Below are 20,742 nucleotides of genomic sequence, written 5' to 3'. Positions count from 1 at the left end.
CCTCGCGGGGGCCTCGTATCAACTCGGGAGTTGCCTCCTTCTCGAGTGCAAAGCCCCCCTCACATACCGTCCGCGACATGCCGTGCCTGCCCGACGGATGTGGCGCCCCTGGCTCACTGACTCCTGTGGTGACACGCCGCCGCGCGCCTCACCAGCGCTCGATGATGCAGCATGCGATGCGATCGGCCAGCGCCATGCACGTAAGCATCGGATTCACTGCAGGACTTCCAGGAAAGATGCTCGTGTCAGCGACGTACACATTGTCCAGATCGTGGCAGCGCCCCTCCTCATCGACCACCCCGTCCCGCGGGCGCCTCGACATCCGCGCCGTACCGAAGGCGTGATTCGCCGCGGTGATCGTGTCGCGCCCGTCGAGCCGTTTGCTCTTCAGGATCTCGGCTTCTTTCGGCGACGTCAGCTCGTCGGCCACGCCGTGCAGCCCGGGCAGTATCGACGAGGCCCCCGCCGCCCAGCAGATGTCTGACAAGATGCCGAGACCGCGCTGGATCTTCTCGACGTCGCGCGGTGCGTAGTCGAATCGCACATCAGGGTCCCAGCTGCCGCGCTTCGGACGCACCGTCCCGCGCGACCGCTCGGCTGCAATGATGACGTCGAACGGCGCCATCCGGTTGTATGTCCGGAGGTGACGCTGGTAGTCGTGCCCGAGGCCGGGGAATCGCGCGGCGAGCACGGCCGGAGGCGACCAGAGGACCTCCAGCTTGATCCCTTGCTCGATGAAGTGGAGCGAGTGATAGCCCTGGGTCGCGCCCTCCCATGGATCGATGGGCTCCGGGAACACCGCCATGATGGCGAGCCCAGGGTGGAGCTGCAGCTCGTTGCCCACATGGCCGCTCGAGCCGGCGGCGCCGCTGCGGAGCAGGATGAGCGGGGTCGCCATGCAGCCGGCCGCGAGCACGACGAGCTCCGCCCGTATCTCGACGGGCGCCCCCTCGCGCCAGGTGAACGGCTCGATCGTGCGCCCGCGCATCCCGGCGGCGCGCCTGCCGGAGAGCAGCAGGTGCTCGGCGCGCACGCTGGTGAAGACGCGCGCGCCCGCCCGGATCGCGGCGGGGACGTACGAGACGTCGGTCGACATCTTTGCGCGGTTGCGGCACCCCGTGAAGCACTCGCCCGAGCCGCGGCAGCCGCGCACGTTGCGGTGGGTCGGCTCGCTCGACAGCCCCAGCGCGTCGCAGCCGCGCTTGAAGCGCAGGTTGCGCTCGCCCTGCACCTCCATCGGCGTGGGTGAGACGCCGAGCAGGCGCTCGACGCGATCGTAGTGGGGCAGCAGCGCGTCCAGGGTGAGCGAGGACGTGCCGGTCCGCTCTGCCCACTTGTCGAACACCCAGGCGGGCGAGCGCGCGCAGATGGCCGAGTTGACGACCGAGCCGCCCCCGAGCGCGATCGCCTGCATGGTCGGGATGAGCATGCGCCCGCGGGCGGCGCGCATCCCCCCCTCGCGCAGCGTGCGCGAGAGCGACTCGCCCGGCTCCTGGCGGAAATCCTCCACCCCGAACGGCGGCCCCTCCTCGACGAGGATCACGTCGCGCCCCGCCTCGGCGAGCTCCTTGGCGACGACCGCGCCGCCCGGCCCCGAGCCGACCACGAGCACCTCGCACGACGCCCGCACCTCGCCCTCGTAGTCGGCGAACACCTTCACCTGCGAGCGCGGCTCGTCGGGCGCGAGCGGCTCCACCGCGCCCCTCGATCGGAGCGTCGCCTCGGAGAGCGAGCGCCGCTCGCCGCGCTCGCGGCCCACGGCGCGAGGCGGCTCCGGGAAGACGGGGAGCTTCACGCCGTCACCCCCGGCGCGAGCGACGGGGGCGCCGCGGCGGCGGGCTCACCCGCCGCTCTCCCGGCGGTGCGGCGCTCGAAGGGCGTGGCGCAGCAGGCAACGCCGATCGCGCCGGCGACCTTCTCGTTCGCGAGATACCCCATCGAGAGCATCGTCCGCAGCGAGAGGAACGTCACCCGCCGGAGGTAGATGCAGCTCTGCGCCATCGACGCGAGCACCGCGATGCGATCGGCCTGCGGGAGGCGCGTGAAGCGTGCGCGGCGCGGCCCGAAGACCCAGGGCGAGAGCTCGACGAAGTGGAACAGCAGCCGCATGTAGGGCCGGAGAGGCCGCGGTGTGCGCGCGACGTAGCGGTCCACGTACTCGACCAACCCGGCCTCCGTGCCGGAGACCGGGATCGGGCCCCCGGCCGGGAACAGGGCGTCAGCGCAGGCCGCCACGATGGCCCGCTCCTTCACGGACAGCGCGGAAGAGGGCGCACCGGGGGCCGACGCCCTGCGCACGAGGAAGACGGCGGCGAGGGCGAGCGCCGCCAAGACAACGACGGGACCGATCACGGGCAGGTGCGCAACGAGCTCGCTCATCACTCGACTCCTTCCTTGTCAGCACGGGAAGCCGTCGCCGTGGCTGCCTCGACAGCGTAGCCCTACAGCCAGAGTGCGCAATTTCGTTCGCACTGCGTCCGGGTGTTCGCACACCATCCCGTCCCGATTTACGCAGCTCGACGTTGTGGCTGTGACAATCGCGGTATGGTCGGCGCCCGATGAGCGACGAGCCCGTGACCGCAGTGGGGAGGAGCGAGGAGGTGGGACACGACGAGTCCATCGAAGGCGAGGAGCTGTCGGGAGCCGAGCGCCACACCTCGCCGGCGCGCGATCTTCAAACCTGGCTCGCTGGCGCTCCCCTCCCCGCCTCGCTGGAGCTCACGCTCGGACTGCTCGCGCCGATGGTGATCACGATCGCGGCTGCGCTCCGCGTCGCGAGCTTCACGATCGACGACGCGTACATCTCGTTCCGGTACGCGCAGAACCTCGCGAACGGAAACGGGCTCGTTTACAACGTGGGCGAACGCGTCGAGGGCTACACGAACTTCCTCTGGACGGTGCTCCTCGCCGCGGCGGTGAAGCTCGGCGCGGCGCCGGCGGCGGCGTCGAAGGTGCTCGGCGCCGCCTGCGCCGCAGGTGCGCTCGTCCCGACCTACCTCCTCTCCCGACGGCTGCGTCCGTTCTCGAACGTGCCCTGCCTCGCGACCTGGCTGCTCGCGATGAGCGTCCTCTTCTCCGGCTACGCGGTGTTCGGCCTGGAGACGCCGCTGTTCCTCCTGCTCACGCTCGCGGGGACCGAGCTCTTCTTCCGCGAAGAGGACGCCGCCAGCGACGACAGCGGCGCTCGGCCCGCGCTCGTCTTCTCATGGTTCTCCTGGTTCCCCTTCTCCGGCGCGGTGTTCGCGCTCGCCGCGCTCACCCGCCCGGAGGCGCCGCTGTTCCTCGGGCTGCTCGTCGTCTGGCACTCGGAGCAGGCGCTCTCGCGCCGGAGCGTGCTGCGCCTGGTCGCGTTCGCGCTCCCGGTCGCCGCGCACCTCGTGTGGCGGCACAGCTACTACGGCGCGTGGCTCCCGAACACGCTCGCCGCGAAGACGGGCGACTTCGCGCAGCAGATCCAGGGCGGGGGCGACTACGTCCGCAAGTACGCGCAGCACGCCGGCGCCTTCCTGTGGCTCGGGATCCTCTCGGTCGCCTCATCCATCGTCCACCGGCGCCGGAGCGGCCTCGCGATCGCGTCGATCGCGCTGCTGTTCGGCGTGTACGTCGTCGCGGTGGGCGGCGACTGGATGCCTTATTTCCGGTTCCTCGCGCCCGCGGAGCCGTTCGCGTTCCTGCTCGCCGACGACGCGGTCCGCGCGATCGCCGCGCGCCGCGAGCGCGTGGCGTCGCTCGCGATCGCGGCGTTCGGCGCGATCACGATCGCGACCCGCGCCGGCGAGCTCGTGCGGGCCCAGCGGAACCTCCTCGTCAACGACAAGGGCTTCTGGGACGACGCCGCAGGGCGCTCCGCGGAGTGGCTCGTCCAGAACGCGGAGCCTGGCCCCATCGCGCTCGCCGACATCGGCTACGTCGGTTACCGCACGGGCTTCCCGGTCGTGGACATGCTCGGGCTGCTCAGCCCCGAGGTCTCCCGCCTGCCGGGCGCGTACACGCACAAGGTCGGGGCCGGCTACACCGACGCGATCTTCGCGAAGAACCCGCGTTACTTCTTGCTCATCTCCTCCGGGATCGACTGCAAGACCCCGACGGTGCCCTCCTCCCGCGCCTCGTACGAGGACCCCAGGTTCAAGGCGGACTACAGGCTCCGCCAGGTCATCGCCCTCCGGAAGGGCGGCGCCTGGTGCATCTACGGGAAGACGTCGTATCCCTGACGAGCGCGCCGACGCCGCGCGCGCGTCGCCGGAGCGCGCGCCTCATCTCGCGCTTCGCCTCGCGGCCCTTCGCTCCGCGCCTCACGTCCGCGCCGGTGCTCCTCCTCGCTCCGCTTCCGCGTCGGCCGCGCGGGCCGCCCAGAAGGCGCGCACGTCCTCGATACGGTCGGTCCGGCGTGCGTCGGGCAAGCTGTCGAGCAGCACGCGGCCGTAGCCGCGCGTGCGGATCCTGCGGTCCAGGATCGCGACGATGCCGCGATCGGTCCGCGCGCGGATCAGCCGGCCGAAGCCCTGCTTCAAGGTGATCGCGGCCTGCGGCACGCTGTAGGCGATGAACGGGTTGCCGCCGCCCTGCTCGATCGCCGTGCACCGGGCCGCGACGACGGGATCGGTCGGCACCGCGAACGGGAGCTTCTCGATGATCACGAGGCGCAGGGCCTCGCCGGGGACGTCCACCCCTTCCCAGAAGCTCATCGTCGCGACGAGCACCGCGTGCCGCTCTGCGCGGAAGCGGCGGAGCAGCGCGCCCTTCGGCGCGTCCCCCTGCACGAGCAGCGGGGCCTGCCGCCCCGGAGCGCTGCCGTTCGCCCGGGCGACCGCCGCGGCGCGCCCGAGCCGGACGCGGAGGGCCGCGGCGAGCGCGTTCATGGCGCGGATCGACGTGCAGAGGAGGAACGCGCCGCCGCCCGTGATGCCGATGAGCTCGGCCGCGCGATCGGCGGCCCGCTCGACGAACGCCGCGTCGGTCGCCTCGGGGAGGTCGCGCGGCGTGTAGAGCAGCGCGGCGGTCGGGTAGTCGAAGGGCGAAGGGACCTCGAGCTCGTCGACAGGGACCGACACGTCCTCGTCGAGGCCCATCCGCGAGCGGAGGAAGCGGAACCCCGCCCCGGCGGAGCCGCCCGTCGTCAGCGTGGCGCTCGTCAGCACCACGGCGCCGATCCGCTCGAAGACGTGCTCGCGCAGCATGTCCCCGAGATCGACCGGCGACGCGCCGAACGAGACGGCGCGGCCGCGCACCTCGACCCACGTGACCTGGTTCGTCGCGGGGTCGACGATCCGCGCCGCGTCGTCCCGCAGCTGCGCGGCGCGGTTGCCGACGAGCTGCACCGCCTCGCTGATGGCGTTCGCGCTCGCGTAGGCCGCGAGCGCCTCGAGGTGGTCGTCGAGGCGGTGGTACGCGTCGAGCAGCTCGCCGGACCAGGCGTCCCTGGCGAGCGGGCTCCGGGCTTCGCCGCGATCCCCGCTGCCGGCGGCGCCGCCCAGCGAGGCGAGCCGATCGAAGAGCGCGTCCGCGGACTCGCGCACCACGGCCGTGATCGCCGTCCCCTCGCCCCGCCCGAGGATGCGATCGGCGAGGCCCGACGCGATGAAGGCCCGGTCCGCGTCGCGCAGCATCGAGTCGACCCGCGCGCGAGAGACGCGCACGCCGAAGAAGCCCGTCGCGATGTCCTCGAGCTGGTGCGCCTCGTCGAAGATGACCGCGTCGTACGGCGGGAGCGCGCCGGCGCCGGCGAAGCCGCGGCGCGCTCCGGCGATCTTCAGCGCGAGATCCGCGAAGAAGAGGTGGTGGTTGACGACGAGGAGGCGCGCCGCCTCGCTGTCGCGCTTCATCCGCGTGACGAAGCACCTCTCGAAGTACTCGCACGAGGCGCCGAGGCGCGTCTCGCTGGACGACGCGACCTCTCGCCAGAGCGGATCCCCCTCGGCGAGGTGGGCGAGCTCCGCGACGTCGCCCATCTCGGTCTCCTGCGCCCACGCCTCGATCAGCGGCAGCGAGCGCCCCGCGATCCCGGCGCCCGCGCCAGGGCTGGTCCGGAGCTCGCTGAAGCGCCGCAGGCACAGGTAGTTGCCGAGCCCCTTCACCAGCGCCGCGCGCGGATCCAGCCGGAGGTGCTCGGCCACGAGCGGCAGGTCCTTCGTGTAGATCTGGTCCTCGAGCGCCTTCGTCGCGGTCGAGACGACGACCTTGCGACCGCTCAGTATCGCGGGCACCAGGTAGGCGAGCGTCTTGCCGGTCCCGGTGCCCGCCTCGCAGAGGAGGATGCGGTCCTCCGCGAGCGCCCGCTCGACGGCGCTCGCCATCGCCACCTGCCCCTGTCGGTCCTCGTACCCGTCCAGGCCACGCGCGAACGGGCCCGAGGGCCCGAGCAGGCTCGCGGCGCGGTCAAAGGGCATCGCGTACCGCTCAGCGCGGCAGGGCAGTCTTCTCCAGCGAGAGGGCGAACCCCACCTCGCTGACGGCGAGCTCGAGCGAGGCCACGCGCTTCTCGAAGTGGACCTCGCACCACGTATCGAGCGTCCGCTCCGCGTCGCCGGGGTCGCGGACGTGGCGGAGGGCGGCCTCGGCCTCGGCGTAGCCACGCGCCACGGCAGGCTCGGCCATTCCGCGCGCCCGCTCGAAGAGCTGCTCGTCCGCCGCACCCGGGAAGTCGTTGCGCTGGGCGCGCACGACGAACCCGACCCGCAGCGGCTCGGCGCCCACGACGATCCCCGAGTCCATGAGGAGGTTCTCCCGCACCCGCTCCGCGACCTGCACGGCGTCGCCCCGGGTGCGGTAGACCTCGAATCCGGCCTGGAGCAGGGCCTTCTTTATCTCCGCGGGTGTCGGCATCTTCCGCTGGTTTCCGGCTACCCCCAGCTGTCAGCAGGAACATCCATCGCAAAATTGCGGGTGCCTCGTCAAGCCGACAGCGCCGACCACGTGTGGCGCTCTGGCGCGCCGGCGCGCTCCTGTGGGCTCAGGAGCTCGATCGCGGCGATCTCGAGGGGCCTCCTTCCAGGCCCCCCAGACCGTTGATGCCCTCCCGATTCTCCAGACCATCGAGGAAACACACCCCGACGATCGATCCATCGGGCTCGTCCTGGACCCACATTATCCTACCCGGACGTGGGCTTCTGCCGTCGAGCCAGACCGTCAGCTCGGTACCGGGATCGAGTGAATTTTCTATCACCACCCTGAGCCCGCCGACGCTCACGTTCAGCGTCCAGCCGGCGACGGCGCGCTCGCCGGTCTCCAGGCGTACCCGTTCGCTCAGCTCGCGGCGTGGGCTCCTGCGACGGTTGGCCAGGAGCTCGGGTGGAATCTGGAGTGACGGGGGTGTGAGGGTTCTGCGTCGAATCACGAAAGAAAATTACAAGCACACGCCGTGCCCGGGGGACAGAATTGTGGGCTCCGGTCGATATTCAGCATGGACGGGAGCTGCGTCCTGCGCGGTGCACGAGGCTGCGCCCCCTACGGCGGCCGCTCAGTGCGCGTCGGCGTGGTCGGGCTGGTGGCCGGAGCCGTCGCTCGGCTCCTCGAAGACGGAGACGGGCTCGAGCAGGGACAGCTGCTCGCGCTTGATGCCTACGCCCTTGTCGGAGAAGAAGAGGTCGTTCTCCTGAAGCCGCGAACGCACACGGGCGATGAACAGGATAGGCATGCCCGCCTGCGTGTAACCGAGCTGCACGAGCGTGCCCTTCGGCCAGTTGCCGCCGTCGAACGCGAGCTCCTTGCGAAGCGTGTAGAACCCTTCGGCGGGGAGGCGCTGCAGGGAGTCTGCCCACGTCGTGCCCCGGAACGCGACGGCAGGACCGTGGAAGTGCCAGCGGTTGTGGACGTTGTGGTCGGGCGTCGTGACCGTCGGCAGACCGTTGTCCGAGTGGTTGTGGAAGGAGACGAGGGTGCCAGCAGGCACCTTGTCCTCGTGTCCGGGGAGCGGCTTTGTCGTCAGGTAGAGGCCGCAATCAGGGAGCTGTGACTTCGAGCTTGCCATGGCATGTGCCCCTAGCCCCGCTCCCGACCGCCGTAAAGACACGCCGTCGACGCCGTGCTATGCCGCGCCAGGCCAAGGCGGGAGGCCGCTCGAAGAGCGAGCGGCGCACGCCCCGGGAGCGAGCCCTTCGTGAACAGACTGAGCCAAATCTTCGGCGCCGCCATCATCATCGCGATCGCCGTCGTCTTCATCGTCCAGTTCCGCCCGAGCACGGGGCCCGTGCAGTCGGCCGGGAGCACCTGTGCGGTCGAGGTCCGAGGCAGCTGCATCTCCTCGATCGACTTCAACGCGTCGAAGAACCTGCTCGCGATGCGGAGCGTCGACGAAAACCGCCTCCGGGCGATGGGTTACCGGCGGCTCACGGCGGAGGGGCTCTACGAGCGGTGGCTCCTCAACGAGGACGCGAAGCGCCTCGGGATCAGCGTCTCGGACGACGAGCTCACGAACGAGCTCGTGGCTGGCAGGGTGCATGTCTCGCTCCCGGCAGACAAGATCCGCCAGGTCGGTTACGCCCTCAGCCTCCGGGAAGACCTCACTCGCTACCTGGACGTCCGCAACCGGCAAACGAAGAAATTCGACAACAAGCAGTACGAGAAGCAAATCCGGAACATCACGAAGATGAGCCCCACGGACTTCCGCGATTACCAGCGGAAGGAGCTCATCGCCGCGCGGATGCGCGAGCTCATCCGGGCGCGGGTCCGGGTCGGCGAGAATGAGGCGTTCGAGCAGTTCTCGCGCGAGAAATCCACCAGGACGCTCGCCTATGTGCGCTTCGACCGGCGCTTCTACAGCGATCTCATCGTGGACACGTCGGAGAAGGCGATCCAGGCCTGGGCCGACAACAACAAAGAAGAGCTCGACAAGGCCTGGGAGGGGCGGAAGGCGCAGTATCAGCCCGAGTGCCGCGTCGCCCGAGTCCTCGTGGTCGAGGTGAAGCCCGAGGAGGCCGAGCAGGGGCCGGAGGCGGGCAAGGCGGCCGCGAAGGCGCGGATCGAGGGCGCGGTCCAGCGCCTCAAGAAGGGCGAGAGCTTCGCCGACGTGGCCCGCAGCGCGAGCGACGACCCGAGCGCGGCGCGCGGCGGCGAGCTCGGATGCGTGGCCAAGGGGCGCCTGAGCAAGCCTGTCGAGGACAAGCTCTTCGAGATGAAGGCGGGCGATGTGTCGGACCTCATCGAGACCGAGGACGGCTTCCACGTGATCAAGCTCGAACAGATCGCGAAGGACGCCGAGGCCGAGAAGATCGGCCGACAGGAGACGGCGCGCGACTTCTACATCGCCCACGAGTCGGAGCGGCTCGCGGCCGAGGCCGCGAAGCAGGTGCTCGCCGCCGCAGCGGGCGGCAAGTCGCTGGAGGACGCGCTCGCCGCGTACATGGCCCAGCTCACGCCGGCGAATTCGAAGGAGAAGGCAAGCGCGAAGGAGGGTGCCGCCGCGCCGGGCGCAAAGGCGGGCGGCGGGGCCGCCGCAGCGAAGCACGACGGCAACAAGGACGCGGGCGCGAAGGAGGGTGGCCAGGCCGAGGCCGGGGAGGCGCGAGCTCCCTACACGATCGCGACGCACCCGAACCGGCCCACCGTCGAGACGAGCCTGCCGTTCAACGTCTCCGGCTCACCCGTCGCGGACGCGAAGGACAGCACCGAGGCCGCGCGCATCGCCTTCCAGCTCGACAAGCCGGGCGACCTGCCCAAGGACGTCGTGGCGCTGGCGAACGGTTATGCGGTGATCCAGCTCAAGGAGAAGACCTCTGCGAGCCAGGAGCAGTGGGACAAGGATCGCGAGTTCTACACGTCGGCGATGCGCGCCGCGAAGCAGAACGACGCGCTCATCGGGTACGTGCGCCGGCTGAAGTCGACGATCGGCAGCGAGGTGAAGTACGACCAGAACCTCCTGAAGGAGTCCAAGCCAGCCGAGGATGGCTCCGGCGAGCCGCCGCTGCCGCTCGAAGACGAGGGGGAATGACGTCGCTCCCGCTGCGTGACGCGCGCGACGTCGTCCTCTCGAACGGCCTCAAGGTCGTCCTCGTCCCGCAACCGCACGTCCACCGGGCGGTCGCCTCGCTCTACCTGCGCGTCGGCTCGCGGTTCGAGAGCCAGCAGAACAACGGGATCTCCCACTTCCTGGAGCACATGGTGTTCCGGGGGACGCCGACGCTGCCGACCGCGCACGCGCAGGCGCTCGCCTTCGAGCGCCTCGGAGGGACGCTCTACGCGGCGACCCACGTCGACCACGGCGTGATGAGCATCTCCGTGCCGCCGACGAACCTGGAGCCGGTGCTCGCCCTGCTCGGCGAGGTGGCCACGTCGCCTCGCTTCACCGCGATCGAGGTCGAGCGCGGCATCGTGCGCGAGGAGATCCTCGAGGACCTCGACGACGAGGGGCGCGACATCGACGCGGACAACAACGCGCGCGCGCTCATGTACGAGCGACACCCGCTCGGGTTCACGATCACGGGCGACATCGAGGCGCTCGATCGCTTCGACGAGCCGATGCTGCGCGCCCACCACGCCCGGCACTACACGACGGCGAACGCGGTGCTCTGCCTTGCGGGGCGGCTCGATCCCGAGGCGTGCGCGCGGGTCGCCGAGCGGCACTTCGGCGCCATGCCGCGCGGCGAGCAGGTGCCCGCCGCGCCGCCGCCCAACGGGCAGAAGAAGCCGAGGTTCCGCTTCATCGAGAACCAGTCGAGCCAGACCGATCTGCGGATCGCGTTCCGGGGCGTGAGCGAGCGCGATCCGCGCGAGCCCGCCGTGGAGATGCTGCTCCGCGTCCTCGACGACGGCATGTCGACGCGGCTGTACGAGCGGATCTGCGATCGGCTGGGCCTCTGCTACGACGTGTCGGGGATGTTCGAGGCCTACGAGGACGACGGGGTCGTCGACATCGCCGCGGGCGTCCAGCACGACCGCGCGACCGTGGTGGTCCGGGAGATCTTCGCGCTGCTCCGCGAGCTCGCCGAGGTCGGCCCGCGCGAGGACGAGCTCGCCAAGGCGCGGGACCGCCACCTCTGGTCGGTGGAGGCGATGCTCGACGACGCCGACGCGACCGCCGGCTTCCATGGGCTCGCCGCGCTCGCCGACATCACGCGCACCCCGGAGGCGCGGCACGAGGAGCTCGCGCGCGTCAGCGTCGCCGATGTGCGCGACGCCGCGCGCATGCTGTTCCGGCCAGAGCGCCTCACCGTGGTGGCCGTGGGCCTGCTCCGCTCCTCGGAAGAGGCGAAGCTGGAGAAGGCCGTCCGCTCGTTCGGTTGACGCAGCGCGAGCCAGGCGCCGCGGCGCACCACGACAGCGACGATCGCAGAGGAATGCGGAAGGAGCCCCGGAAGGAGGCGGCCGTTGAAGGCCGCCCCCCGTGCCCATCGCTGGACACGGCTGCTCGCTGCACGGGAGCCTGCCCCGCCGCGCGAGCCGGGAGTGCCCGGGCACACATGTCAGCCGGGCTTTCGAGGCAAATCGAGCGCGTTCAGGGCCTTGTTCATACTATTTGCATTAATGCGCATCAACACATATAGATGATCCATGGTCTCGGTCGCAGAGACGCCGGCTCAACCGGAGGAGGCGGTCGCGCGGTGCGAGCTGTACCGGCTGCTGGCGGATCCGGTGCGGGTGCGGCTCCTCGGCCTGGCCGCGGCGGAGGAGCTCGCCGTCGGAGAGCTGGCCGAGCTGCTCCGCGAGGGCCAGCCGAAGATCTCGCGCCACGCGGCCGCGCTCCGCGAGGCGGGGATCCTGCTCGCCAGGCGCCAGGGGACGTGGACGCTGCTCCGCCTGGATCCGCGGGCCACGATCGATCCCGTGATCGACGACGCGGTGCGCGCGGGCCAGCGCGCCTGCGCGGCGGACGGGACGCTCGCGCGCATCGAGGAGGTGCTGGCCGCGCGCGACGCCGAGACGCGCGAGTTCTTCGCGCGCGGCGGGCGGCCGTTGCGCTCGGGGCCGCCGGCCGAGCTCGCCGCCTACCTCGCGGCGCTCGCGCCGCTCCTGCCCCATCGGCGGCTGGCGGTCGACGCGGGCACCGGCGACGGGGCGCTGCTCGAGGTGTTGTCGCCCGTCTTCGATCGCGTCGTCGCGCTCGATCGCGCGAGCGCGCAGCTGCAGCTCGCCGGGGAGCGCCTGCGGCGGCGCAGCCTCGAGAACGTCGAGCTGGTGTGCGGCGAGATCGACGGGCCCGAGGTGATCCGGGCCGTGGCGCGCGCGCTCGGCGGCGATCCTCCGGAGGCCGGCGAGGCCCTCTCCGGGGGCGCCGACGTTGTCTTCGCGGCGCGCGTGCTGCACCACGCGCCTCAGCCGGCGAAGGCGATGCGCGCGCTCGTCGAGCTCGCGCGCCCGGTCGCGCCCGGCCGCGGCGACGGCGCTCACGCCCGCGGGGGCGCGGTGTGCGTGCTCGATTACGAGGCGCACCACGATCAGGCCCTCCGGGAGCAGGAGGCGGACATCTGGCTCGGCTTCTCGCCGGGCGACCTCCGGGGCCTCGCCGAGGAGGCCGGGCTCTCCGGCGTCGAGCTCCGGCGGCTGCCGTCCGCATGGCAGGGCGAAGGCCCGGATCGACACCTGGTTTGGCAGCTGCTCGTCGGCTGGCGCGGCGCGCGCTCAAGCGCATTCACCGAAAAGGCAAAGGGACACCATGACTGCTGAGAAGAAGCTCTCCTACAAGGTCGCCGACATCACGCTCGCGGACTGGGGTCGCAAGGAGATCCGCATCGCCGAGAAGGAGATGCCCGGGCTGATGGCGCTCAGGGCGGAGTACGGCCCGACGCAGCCGCTCAAGGGCGCGCGCATCGCCGGCTGCCTCCACATGACGATCCAGACCGCGGTGCTGATCGAGACGCTGGTGGCGCTCGGCGCGGAGGTCACCTGGACGAGCTGCAACATCTACTCGACGCAGGACCACGCGGCGGCGGCCATCGCGGCGGCCGGCATCCCGGTCTTCGCGTGGAAGGGCGAGACCCTCGAGGAGTACGACTGGTGCATCGAGCAGCAGCTCTACGCCTTCAAGGGCGGCAAGGGGCCCAACATGATCCTCGACGACGGCGGCGATCTCACGATCGTCGCCCACGAGAAGCACCCGGAGCTCTTCACCGGCGCCGACCCGATCCGCGGGCTCTCCGAGGAGACGACGACCGGCGTGCACCGGCTCTACGAGATGCACCGCGCCGGCAAGCTGAAGGTGCCCGCGATCAACGTCAACGACTCGGTGACCAAGAGCAAGTTCGACAACCTCTACGGTTGCCGCGAGTCGCTGGGCGACGGGATCAAGCGGGCCACCGACGTGATGTTCGCCGGCAAGGTCGCCGTCGTGTGCGGCTACGGCGACGTCGGCAAGGGGTGCGCGCAGTCGCTGCGCGGCCTGGGGGCGCGCGTGATCATCACCGAGATCGACCCGATCTGCGCGCTGCAGGCGGCGATGGAGGGCTACGAGGTGAAGCGCCTCGAGACCGTCGCCCCGGTCGGCGACATCTTCGTCACGGCGACCGGCTGCGCCGACGTCGTCCGGGCGGAGCACATGATCGCGATGAAGGACGAGGCGATCCTCTGCAACATCGGGCACTTCGACTCGGAGATCCAGATCGCGTGGCTCGAGAAGAACCCGGAGATCAAGGAGGAGAACATCAAGCCGCAGGTCGATCACTTCATCTTCCCGGACGGCAAGCGGCTGATCGTCCTCGCACGCGGCCGGCTCGTGAACCTCGGGTGCGCCACCGGCCACCCGTCGTTCGTGATGTCGACCTCGTTCTCCAACCAGGTCCTCGCGCAGATCGCCCTGTGGACCGAGAAGCACACGATCGGCGTCCACCTGCTGCCGAAGAAGCTCGACGAGAAGGTCGCGGCGCTGCACCTGCCGAAGCTCGGGGTCGAGCTGACCCAGCTCACGACGGAGCAGGCGAAGTACCTGGGCGTCCCCGCCGAGGGCCCCTTCAAGGCCGAGAACTACCGCTACTGAGCGGCGGGCTTTCGGCGCCTCCGCCGCTGGGGTAGGCGGCCGATCGATGGATCCTCGCCACAGCAAGGACGAAGCCCAGCGCACCCTCGACACCTACGCCTCGACCTGGGGCGAGGATCTCGCCCTCCGCGTCTACACCTCCCGCCTGCTCGGCGCCGATCCGTCGCTCGTCCTCCACGGCGGCGGGAACACGAGCGTCAAGAGCACGGCCGTCGACCTGCTCGGCGATCGCGTCGACGTGCTCTTCATCAAGGGCAGCGGGTGGGACCTCGCGACCATCGAGCCGCGCGGCTTCCCGGCGTGCCGCCTCGCGCCGCTCCAGCGCGCTTGCACGCTGGAGGCGATGACCGACGAGCAGATGGTCGCGCTGCTGCGCGGCCAGATGCTGGATCCGGCGAGCCCGACGCCGTCGGTCGAGGCGCTGCTGCACGCGATCATCCCCGCGAAGTTCGTCGATCACACGCACGCGGACGCCGTGCTCGCGGTCATCGATCAGCCCGGCTCGGCCGAGGTCGTCCAGGCGATCTACGGGGACGGCGCGCTCTTCGTGCCGTACGTCATGCCGGGCTTCGCGCTCGCCCGTCGCGTCGCAGAGCTCGTCCGGGAGCGCCTCGCGCAAGGGGCGCTCCCGTCGCTGATGATCCTCGACAAGCACGGCGTCTTCACGTGGGGAGACACCGCCGAGGAGAGCTACACGCGCATGATCGACGCCGTGACGCGCGCCGAGCACTACATCGCCGAGCGCAGCGTGATCGTCTCGCACCCCACGGTCGTGGCGGATCCGGACCTCCGGGCCGCCATCGGGCCGGTCGTCCGCGGAGCGCTCGCCCGCGTGTCGGGGCGCCCCTGGGTCTGCACGCTCCGCACCGGCCTGGAGCTGCTCGCGTTCTGCGCGCGCGACGATCTGGCCAGGGTCTCGCAGATCGGCTGCGCCACGCCGGATCACGTCATCCGCACCAAGGCGCGGCCGCTCATCATCCACGGCCACGACATCACCGACACGGCGCGCTTCCGCGCGACCGTCGAGCAGGCCATCGCGAGGTACGTGGACGAGTACCACGAGTACTTCCGCCGCTCCTGCGCGGCGCGGGGCGTCGTCCGCGACGAGCTCGATCCGTTCCCGCGGGTGCTGCTGTTCCCCGGGGCGGGCGCGCTGTGCGTGGGCGGCTCCCGCGCCGAGGCGGAGATCGTCGCGGACGTCTACGCCCATACCGTCTCCGTGATCGAGGCCGCCGAGGCGCTCGGCGGGTACCAGCCGGTCCCGGAGCTCGATCTCTTCGACATGGAGTACTGGAGCCTCGAGCAGGCGAAGCTGAAGCTCGGCGCAGGGCAGCGGGGCCCGCTCGATCGGCGGATCGCGCTGATCACGGGCGCCGCCTCGGGGATCGGCCACGCGACGGCGGCGGCGTTCCTCGCCGCGGGGGCGCACGTGGTGCTGGCCGATCGCGACGAGGAGTCGCTCGAGAAGGCCGCCGCCGAGCTCGGGGGCCGCTACCGCGGCCGCTGCATGAAGGTCGCCTGCGACGTGCGCAGCGAGGCGAGCGTGCACCGCGCGTTCGCGCAGAGCGCGGCGCACTTCGGCGGCGTCGACGTCGTCGTGTCGAACGCCGGCCGCGCGTTCTCTGGATCCCTCCACACGTCCGAGGGGCACGAGGCCCTGTGCGCGTCGCTCGAGCTGAACCTTCTCGGCCACCAGAACGTCGCCCGCGCGGCGGCGCGGGTGCTGCTCGCGCAGGGCTCAGGCGGCGCGATCCTGTTCAACGCGTCGAAGAGCGCGTTCAACCAGGGGCCCGATTTCGGTCCCTACGGCGTCGCCAAGGCGGCGCTCGTCTCGCTGATGCGCCAGTACGCGGTGGACCTCGGACCTCAGGGCATCCGGTCCAACGCCGTGAACGCCGACCGGATCCGCACCGCGCTCTTCGGCGCCGGCTTGCTGGAGGCGCGCGCCCGCGCCCGCAACGTCTCGGTCGACGACTACTTCCGCGACAACCTGCTCCGGCGCGAGACCACCGCGGCGGACGTGGCGCAGGCGTTCCTCTATCTCGCGACCGCCGAGGCCACGACGGGCTGCGTCGTGACCGTCGACGGCGGGAACGCCGCCGCTTTCCCCCGCTGAGCCGGTCGGCTCAGAGCCCTACGCGCTCGCCCCGCCGCCGCCCTCGCCGAGCGCGGCTCCGTCGAGGGGCCTCTGGGCGTCGAGATGGATCTTCTTCCAGTCCCCGGAGCGGAACTTCCACACCATGGTCGCGGCGAGGAGGACCACGTAGACGACGCCGGCGCCCCAGATGCCCATCAGGCCGAAGCCGAGCGTGATGCCGAGCAGCCACGCCAGCGGCACGAGGCAGGTGAAGTGCAGGATGAGCTCCACGACCATCACGAACATCGTGTTGCCCGCGCCGAAGAGCGCCTGCGTGAGGATCATGCCGACCGCGACGAGCGGCGTGCAGATGCCCATGATCTGGAGCGGCCGGAGCGCCGCGGCCTGGACGAGCTCGCTGCTGCTGGCGAACGCGAGGATCTGCGGCGCGAAGATCGCCTCGAGCAGGCCGACGACGCCGAAGATCGCGAGCCCCAGCCGGACGCTGGTCCAGCCGAAGCGCGCGGCCTTGTCGCCGTCCTTCTCGCCGAGCGACTGCGCGACCAGCGTCGCCGTCGACGTGCCGAAGGCGAGGCAGGCGGTGAACGTGAGCTTCAGGATCCCGACGATCACCGTGGTCGCTGCGCCGTACACCGGCTCCGCGCGGCCGCCGGGACAGAGCGGCGAGACCACGCCCGCCGGCGCGACCTGGTCGAGCTTGCTGGCGATCGCGTAGAAGAGGGCGAAGCCCGTCATGATCGCGACGGTCGCGACGGCGCTCGGGATCGACAGCCTGAGGATGGACCAGACGAGCGGGGCCGACAGCTTGCTCGTGGCGAACGGGCGGTAGCGGCGCCGGTACTCCGGCAGGAGCGCGTACGCGAGCATGATCGCGAGGCCGACGTAGGTCGAGATGAAGCCGGCCATGCCCGCGCCGGCGATGCCGTACTTCGGGATGCCGAGCGAGGCGTTGCCGAAGATGAGCAGGATGCAGAGCACGATGTTCAGCCCGTTCATCGCGAGGGCCGAGACCAGGTGGATGTGCGTCTTGCCGATCCCGTCGAAGAACGCCTTCAGCGCGAACGTCGCCGCCATCGACGTCACGCCGAGCAGGCGCCAGCCGAGGTAATCGAGCGCCGCCTGCCGCGCGTCCGGCACCTTGATGATGACGGACAGGATGTACGGCATCGTCAGGTACCCGATCGCGGAGAACACGACGCCGGCGACGATCGCGAAGAACAGGGCGTTGGCGAGGACCGCGCCAGCGTCCCCGGGGCGATTCTCGGCGAAGCGGCGCGCCGTGAACGCCTGCGTGCCGACCGAGATCGCGCTGAGCGAGCCGCCGAACAGCCACAGGACGATCAGCGACGGCAAGAGCGCCGCGTGCGCGTTCGAGGACTCGGGGCACGGCAGGTGCGCGAAGAAGACGATGTCGACCTCGTTGACGATGCTCTGGGTGAGCATCGCCGCCACGGTCGGCAGCGCGAGCCGCAGGATGGCGCGATGGGGTGGGCCCGAAGTAACGGCGTTCGAACCCGGCGCGGACAAGGCGATCTGAGCCATCGCAGGCTGCGCGGTATACAACGCCGCAGCCCATGCGCGAGCGAAATGCGCCGCGCGGCGCGCGGCTACTCCGCTTTCGCGACCCGGGACCGCCGCTTGTGACGGCGCCGCTTCGCTTCGCTGCGATCCTCGTGCGCCTCTTTCGCCGCAGTGTCAGCCTCGCCACGCGCGGGTGTCGGCGCGGCCGACTCGCGCGCCACGGACGAGGACGATCGCTCGCGCGCCTTCGGCTCGCGCTTCGCGACCTCGCGGGAGGCGCGATCCGCCGCGCCGCGCGCCGCAGGTTTGGCGGCCTTCGGCGCCGGCGCGCGCGCGGTCATCGCCGCGGAGCGCCGGGCGGACTCGTCCCTCGCAGGCGGCTTCGCCGCGTCGCTCTTCGCGATGGCGGCCTGCGCAGGCGACACGACCGCCGCAGGCTGCGCGGCTCCCTCTCGGGGCGCGGCGGAATCGGAGCCGGCGGCGGGCACAGCCGCGAGGGCCGAAGGCGTGGCGCTCCCCTGCCCTGCCGCGCTGGCCGCTGCGAGAGCTGCCGCGACGGACGCCGGCGCGTAGGAAGCTGCCGCGAGCGCGCCGCCCGCCGGCGCCTCCGCGGCTGCCGCCGGCGCCTCCGCGGCTGCCGCCGGCGCCTCCGCGGCTGCCGCCGGCGCCTCCGCGGCGATCGCCGGCGCGGCGGGCTGCGCCGCATCACCCGACGTCGCGGCCGCCTCGCCCGCAGCGCCGACGAGCGCAGCGACCGCGGGGACACGGGCCACCAGCTCGCGCCCCTTGCCGACGACCAGCACGCCCGCGAGCGTCATCGCGGCGGCGACCGCGGCGAACCCCAGCGCGCGGCGGCGGGTGCGCGCGCGAGCAGGTCGCCCCAGCGCCTCCAGGATGGCCGTTCGCATCTCGGCGGCGCTCTGGAAGCGGACGCTCGGGTGACGGGCCAGCGCGCGCATCACCAGATCGTCGACGAAGGTCGGGATCTGCCGGGTCGGCGCGCGCTCGCGGAGGCGCTCGGGGCTGCCCTTGATCTTCGCGTCGATCAGCGCGACGAGGCTCTGCTCGACGAACGGCAGGCGCCCCGTGAGCATCTCGTAGAGGACGCAGCCGAGCGCGTAGAGGTCGGCGCGCCCGTCGATGCGCCCCGACGCGGCCTGCTCGGGGGCCATGTACTCGGGCGTCCCGACGATCGCGACCGCGGCCCGGGCCGGCCCTTCGCCGGCGCCCGTCTCGTCCGCGACGCCGTCGGCCTCGCCGCGATCCTCGGAGAGGCGCTTCGCGAGCCCGAAATCGAGCAGCTTCAGGCCGGCGTCCGCGAGGGAGAGCGCCCCCTCGGCGCCGCGCGGGCGCGTCATGAAGAGGTTCTCGGGCTTGATGTCCCGGTGGACGAGCCCCTCGGCGTGCGCGAGCTCGAGCGCGCTCAGCACCTTGGCGGCCATCGCGAGCGCGTCCCTCCAGTCGATCGCGCCGCCGCGGACGAGCAGGGCGTCGAGCGTCTCGCCCTCCAGGAGGTCCATGGCGCAGAACAGCCGGCCGTCCGCGGCCATGCCGAAATCGTGGACCTTCACGAGGTGCTCGTGGGAGAGGCGCGAGAGGACGCGGGCCTCGCGGCGGAAACGGCTCGCGATCACGTCGGTCGCCGAGTGCTCCGCCGAGACGACCTTGAGCGCCACGCGGCGCCCCAGATCGACGTGCTCCGCCTCGTGGACGGTGCTGCTCGCGCCCGTCCCGATCTCGCGCAGCAGCCGGTAGCGCGTCCCGGGCAGCGTGCCGTCGTCCACGCGCTCGGCGGAGGCCATGGCCTCGGCGCGCGGGCTCACCGGCGTCACGGCCGTGGCGCGATGGGCCTTGGCGGCGGCGACGAGGGCCGCGAACTCGCCGCGCGAGCGCCCCGGCTCGCCAGGGAACAGGCGCTGCATCAGGTGCGCTGCCCGCGCGCGCACGCCGCGCTCGCCGCCGGGCAGGGCGACCGCCGCCCCGAGGAGCGCGGCGAGGTCGCGCGCGGCGGCGCGGCTCGACGGGTACCGGGCCTCGCGGTCGAAGGCCGTGAGCCGCCCGATGGCGGCGTCGAGCGCCGACGGGGCCCCGAGCGACAGCGCGATCGGCGGCGGGTCGTTCTGGTTGCGCGCGACCGCGGCCATGTGCGTCTGCGCGTCGCCCTGGAGGAACCGGCGCCCCGCGCACAGCTCCCAGAGCATGATCCCGAGCGCATAGAGATCGACCCGCGCGTCGCCCGGGTCGCCGTTGGCGACCTCCGGCGCGACGTAGCCCGGCTTCGCGAAGACGACGCCCGCGACCGTGTGGCAGCGCCGGTTCTGCCCGCGGGCGGTGCCGAAATCGATGATCTTCACGTCGCCCGCGAAGCCGAGCATCACGTTCTGCGGCGACAGATCGCGGTGGACGATGGCGAGCGCGGCGCCCGACGGGTCCCTGCGCTCGTGCACGTGGGCGAGCGCCTCGGCGATCATCGTCGCGATCGCGACCGCCTCCGCCCAGTCGAAGCGGTGCCCGAGCTGCACCGCGCGGGCCCGGAGCTCGCCGAGGCTCCGGCCCTCGACGTGCTCGACCACCGCGTAAGGCTCCCCCGTCGCGGGGTCGACGTCCGCCTCGATGACCTGCGCGACACCGGAGTGCTGGAGCTGCGCCTGCACCCGCGCTTCGTCCAGGAAGCGGGCGATGTAGCTCGGATCGGACGCGTGCTCGCGGCGGATGATCTTCACGACGACGGGGCGCTCCGCCCCTTCCAGCCCGGTCGTGGAGGCGAGGAACACCTCCCCCATGCCTCCCCGAGCGATGCGTCGCAGGAGCACGTAACGGCCGAGCGGCCGGGGAACATCGTCCGCAGCGAAGCCGCTCTTGGTGGGCTCGTGCGAGGGCGGAGGAACCGGGCGAGGCACGGTCGCGGAGGAGTTCGCCATGAAGCGAACCTACCGGATGTAGGACAAGGTGGGCCAAGTTCACGCGAACCGCTGCGCGACGCGGAAACCGGCCGTGCTCCTGCTGGCGCGGGCCGCTCGAACCACCGTTTCGACACAGGGGATCTCCAACTTATCCACAGGGTTATCCACACCCTGTCGACAAGTGGCGTCCTCCGGGCGGTACCCTGGAGAAGCGTCGGGATCCGTCCAGGAAGACCCCGAAGTGCCGCGTTCCCGCGGGGATCCGGGCCATTGCTCTCCCTGCACGCCTCGGCTAATCCTTGGCGAGGGATGTCGCG

The 20,742-nt window shown here is 71.6% G+C and carries 14 protein-coding genes; 6 read left to right on the top strand and 8 right to left on the bottom strand.

All coding sequences use genetic code 11. From position 1 onward, the window contains the following. Positions 1-148: 148 nt before the first annotated feature. Entirely contained in the window at positions 149-1,795 is a 1,647-nt protein-coding gene (locus WMF39_RS16490) for a GMC family oxidoreductase N-terminal domain-containing protein (RefSeq protein ID WP_437746447.1), read from the bottom strand. Continuing rightward, entirely contained in the window at positions 1,792-2,379 is a 588-nt protein-coding gene (locus WMF39_RS16485; protein ID WP_437746446.1) for a gluconate 2-dehydrogenase subunit 3 family protein, read from the bottom strand. Before WMF39_RS16485 ends, WMF39_RS16490 begins: the two co-directional genes overlap by 4 nt. Before the next feature lie 179 nt (positions 2,380-2,558). Between WMF39_RS16485 and WMF39_RS16480 the strand changes: the two genes are divergently transcribed. Then, entirely contained in the window at positions 2,559-4,211 is a 1,653-nt protein-coding gene (locus WMF39_RS16480) for a hypothetical protein (protein WP_437746445.1), read from the top strand. Positions 4,212-4,292: 81 nt separating this feature from the next. Here WMF39_RS16480 and WMF39_RS16475 read toward each other — a convergent pair whose 3' ends face one another. The 4 genes from WMF39_RS16475 to WMF39_RS16460 form a co-directional block, all read right to left on the bottom strand. After that, positions 4,293-6,386: an ATP-dependent DNA helicase gene (locus WMF39_RS16475; protein ID WP_437746444.1), complete on the bottom strand. Its 2,094-nt coding sequence runs from the start codon at positions 6,384-6,386 to the stop codon at positions 4,293-4,295. A gap of 10 nt (positions 6,387-6,396) precedes the next feature. Further along, entirely contained in the window at positions 6,397-6,822 is a 426-nt protein-coding gene (locus tag WMF39_RS16470) for a hypothetical protein (RefSeq protein WP_437746443.1), read from the bottom strand. Positions 6,823-6,949: 127 nt separating this feature from the next. Beyond that, positions 6,950-7,333, bottom strand: coding sequence for a PilZ domain-containing protein (locus tag WMF39_RS16465; protein WP_437746442.1), 384 nt, complete (start codon positions 7,331-7,333; stop codon positions 6,950-6,952). A gap of 123 nt (positions 7,334-7,456) precedes the next feature. Beyond that, complete coding sequence (locus tag WMF39_RS16460) at positions 7,457-7,966, bottom strand: hypothetical protein (RefSeq protein WP_272098187.1); 510 nt, start codon at positions 7,964-7,966, stop codon at positions 7,457-7,459. Between the two features lie 129 nt (positions 7,967-8,095). On the opposite strand from WMF39_RS16460, the gene WMF39_RS16455 reads away from it, so the two are divergent. The 5 genes from WMF39_RS16455 to WMF39_RS16435 all read left to right on the top strand — a co-directional run bounded on the left by WMF39_RS16455 (position 8,096) and on the right by WMF39_RS16435 (position 16,019). Further along, entirely contained in the window at positions 8,096-9,925 is a 1,830-nt protein-coding gene (locus tag WMF39_RS16455; protein ID WP_437746441.1) for a peptidylprolyl isomerase, read from the top strand. After that, positions 9,922-11,217 (top strand): M16 family metallopeptidase, encoded by a 1,296-nt coding sequence (locus WMF39_RS16450; protein WP_437746440.1) that lies wholly within the window; start codon positions 9,922-9,924, stop codon positions 11,215-11,217. Before WMF39_RS16455 ends, WMF39_RS16450 begins: the two co-directional genes overlap by 4 nt. 267 nt (positions 11,218-11,484) lie before the next feature. Continuing rightward, positions 11,485-12,597: an ArsR/SmtB family transcription factor gene (locus tag WMF39_RS16445; RefSeq protein WP_437746439.1), complete on the top strand. Its 1,113-nt coding sequence runs from the start codon at positions 11,485-11,487 to the stop codon at positions 12,595-12,597. Beyond that, positions 12,587-13,903: an adenosylhomocysteinase gene (gene ahcY / locus WMF39_RS16440; RefSeq protein ID WP_437746438.1), complete on the top strand. Its 1,317-nt coding sequence runs from the start codon at positions 12,587-12,589 to the stop codon at positions 13,901-13,903. The genes WMF39_RS16445 and ahcY overlap by 11 nt, the downstream gene beginning before the upstream one ends. Positions 13,904-13,949: 46 nt before the next feature. After that, positions 13,950-16,019, top strand: a complete 2,070-nt coding sequence (locus tag WMF39_RS16435; protein WP_437746437.1) for a bifunctional aldolase/short-chain dehydrogenase — start codon at positions 13,950-13,952, stop codon at positions 16,017-16,019. Between the two features lie 18 nt (positions 16,020-16,037). Here the strand turns inward: WMF39_RS16435 and WMF39_RS16430 are convergent, their stop codons facing one another. Together WMF39_RS16430 and WMF39_RS16425 are read right to left on the bottom strand one after the other, a co-directional pair. Next, positions 16,038-17,543, bottom strand: coding sequence for an MATE family efflux transporter (locus WMF39_RS16430; protein ID WP_437746436.1), 1,506 nt, complete (start codon positions 17,541-17,543; stop codon positions 16,038-16,040). 65 nt (positions 17,544-17,608) lie between these two features. Continuing rightward, positions 17,609-20,443 carry a protein kinase domain-containing protein gene (locus tag WMF39_RS16425; protein WP_437746435.1) on the bottom strand — a complete coding sequence of 945 codons (2,835 nt, stop codon included), beginning with the start codon at positions 20,441-20,443 and terminating at the stop codon, positions 17,609-17,611. Positions 20,444-20,742 lie beyond the last annotated feature (299 nt).

This window comes from Sorangium sp. So ce1504 (assembly GCF_051521635.1).
Taxonomy (GTDB): domain Bacteria; phylum Myxococcota_A; class Polyangia; order Polyangiales; family Polyangiaceae; genus Sorangium; species Sorangium cellulosum_B.
Note: the sequence above shows the minus strand (reverse complement) of the source record. Positions and strands in the feature narration are given on the sequence as shown.

What these genes read in the sequence shown, in the direction of transcription:
- WMF39_RS16485 (WP_437746446.1), bottom strand. Translation starts at nt 2,379, where the DNA reads ATGAGCGAGCTCGTTGCGCACCTGCCCGTGATCGGTCCCGTCGTTGTC.
- WMF39_RS16480 (WP_437746445.1), top strand. Translation starts at nt 2,559, where the DNA reads ATGAGCGACGAGCCCGTGACCGCAGTGGGGAGGAGCGAGGAGGTGGGA.
- WMF39_RS16475 (WP_437746444.1), bottom strand. Translation starts at nt 6,386, where the DNA reads ATGCCCTTTGACCGCGCCGCGAGCCTGCTCGGGCCCTCGGGCCCGTTC.
- WMF39_RS16470 (WP_437746443.1), bottom strand. Translation starts at nt 6,822, where the DNA reads ATGCCGACACCCGCGGAGATAAAGAAGGCCCTGCTCCAGGCCGGATTC.
- WMF39_RS16460 (WP_272098187.1), bottom strand. Translation starts at nt 7,966, where the DNA reads ATGGCAAGCTCGAAGTCACAGCTCCCTGATTGCGGCCTCTACCTGACG.
- WMF39_RS16450 (WP_437746440.1), top strand. Translation starts at nt 9,922, where the DNA reads ATGACGTCGCTCCCGCTGCGTGACGCGCGCGACGTCGTCCTCTCGAAC.
- WMF39_RS16445 (WP_437746439.1), top strand. Translation starts at nt 11,485, where the DNA reads ATGGTCTCGGTCGCAGAGACGCCGGCTCAACCGGAGGAGGCGGTCGCG.
- ahcY (WP_437746438.1), top strand. Translation starts at nt 12,587, where the DNA reads ATGACTGCTGAGAAGAAGCTCTCCTACAAGGTCGCCGACATCACGCTC.
- WMF39_RS16435 (WP_437746437.1), top strand. Translation starts at nt 13,950, where the DNA reads ATGGATCCTCGCCACAGCAAGGACGAAGCCCAGCGCACCCTCGACACC.
- WMF39_RS16430 (WP_437746436.1), bottom strand. Translation starts at nt 17,543, where the DNA reads ATGGCTCAGATCGCCTTGTCCGCGCCGGGTTCGAACGCCGTTACTTCG.
- WMF39_RS16425 (WP_437746435.1), bottom strand. Translation starts at nt 20,443, where the DNA reads ATGGCGAACTCCTCCGCGACCGTGCCTCGCCCGGTTCCTCCGCCCTCG.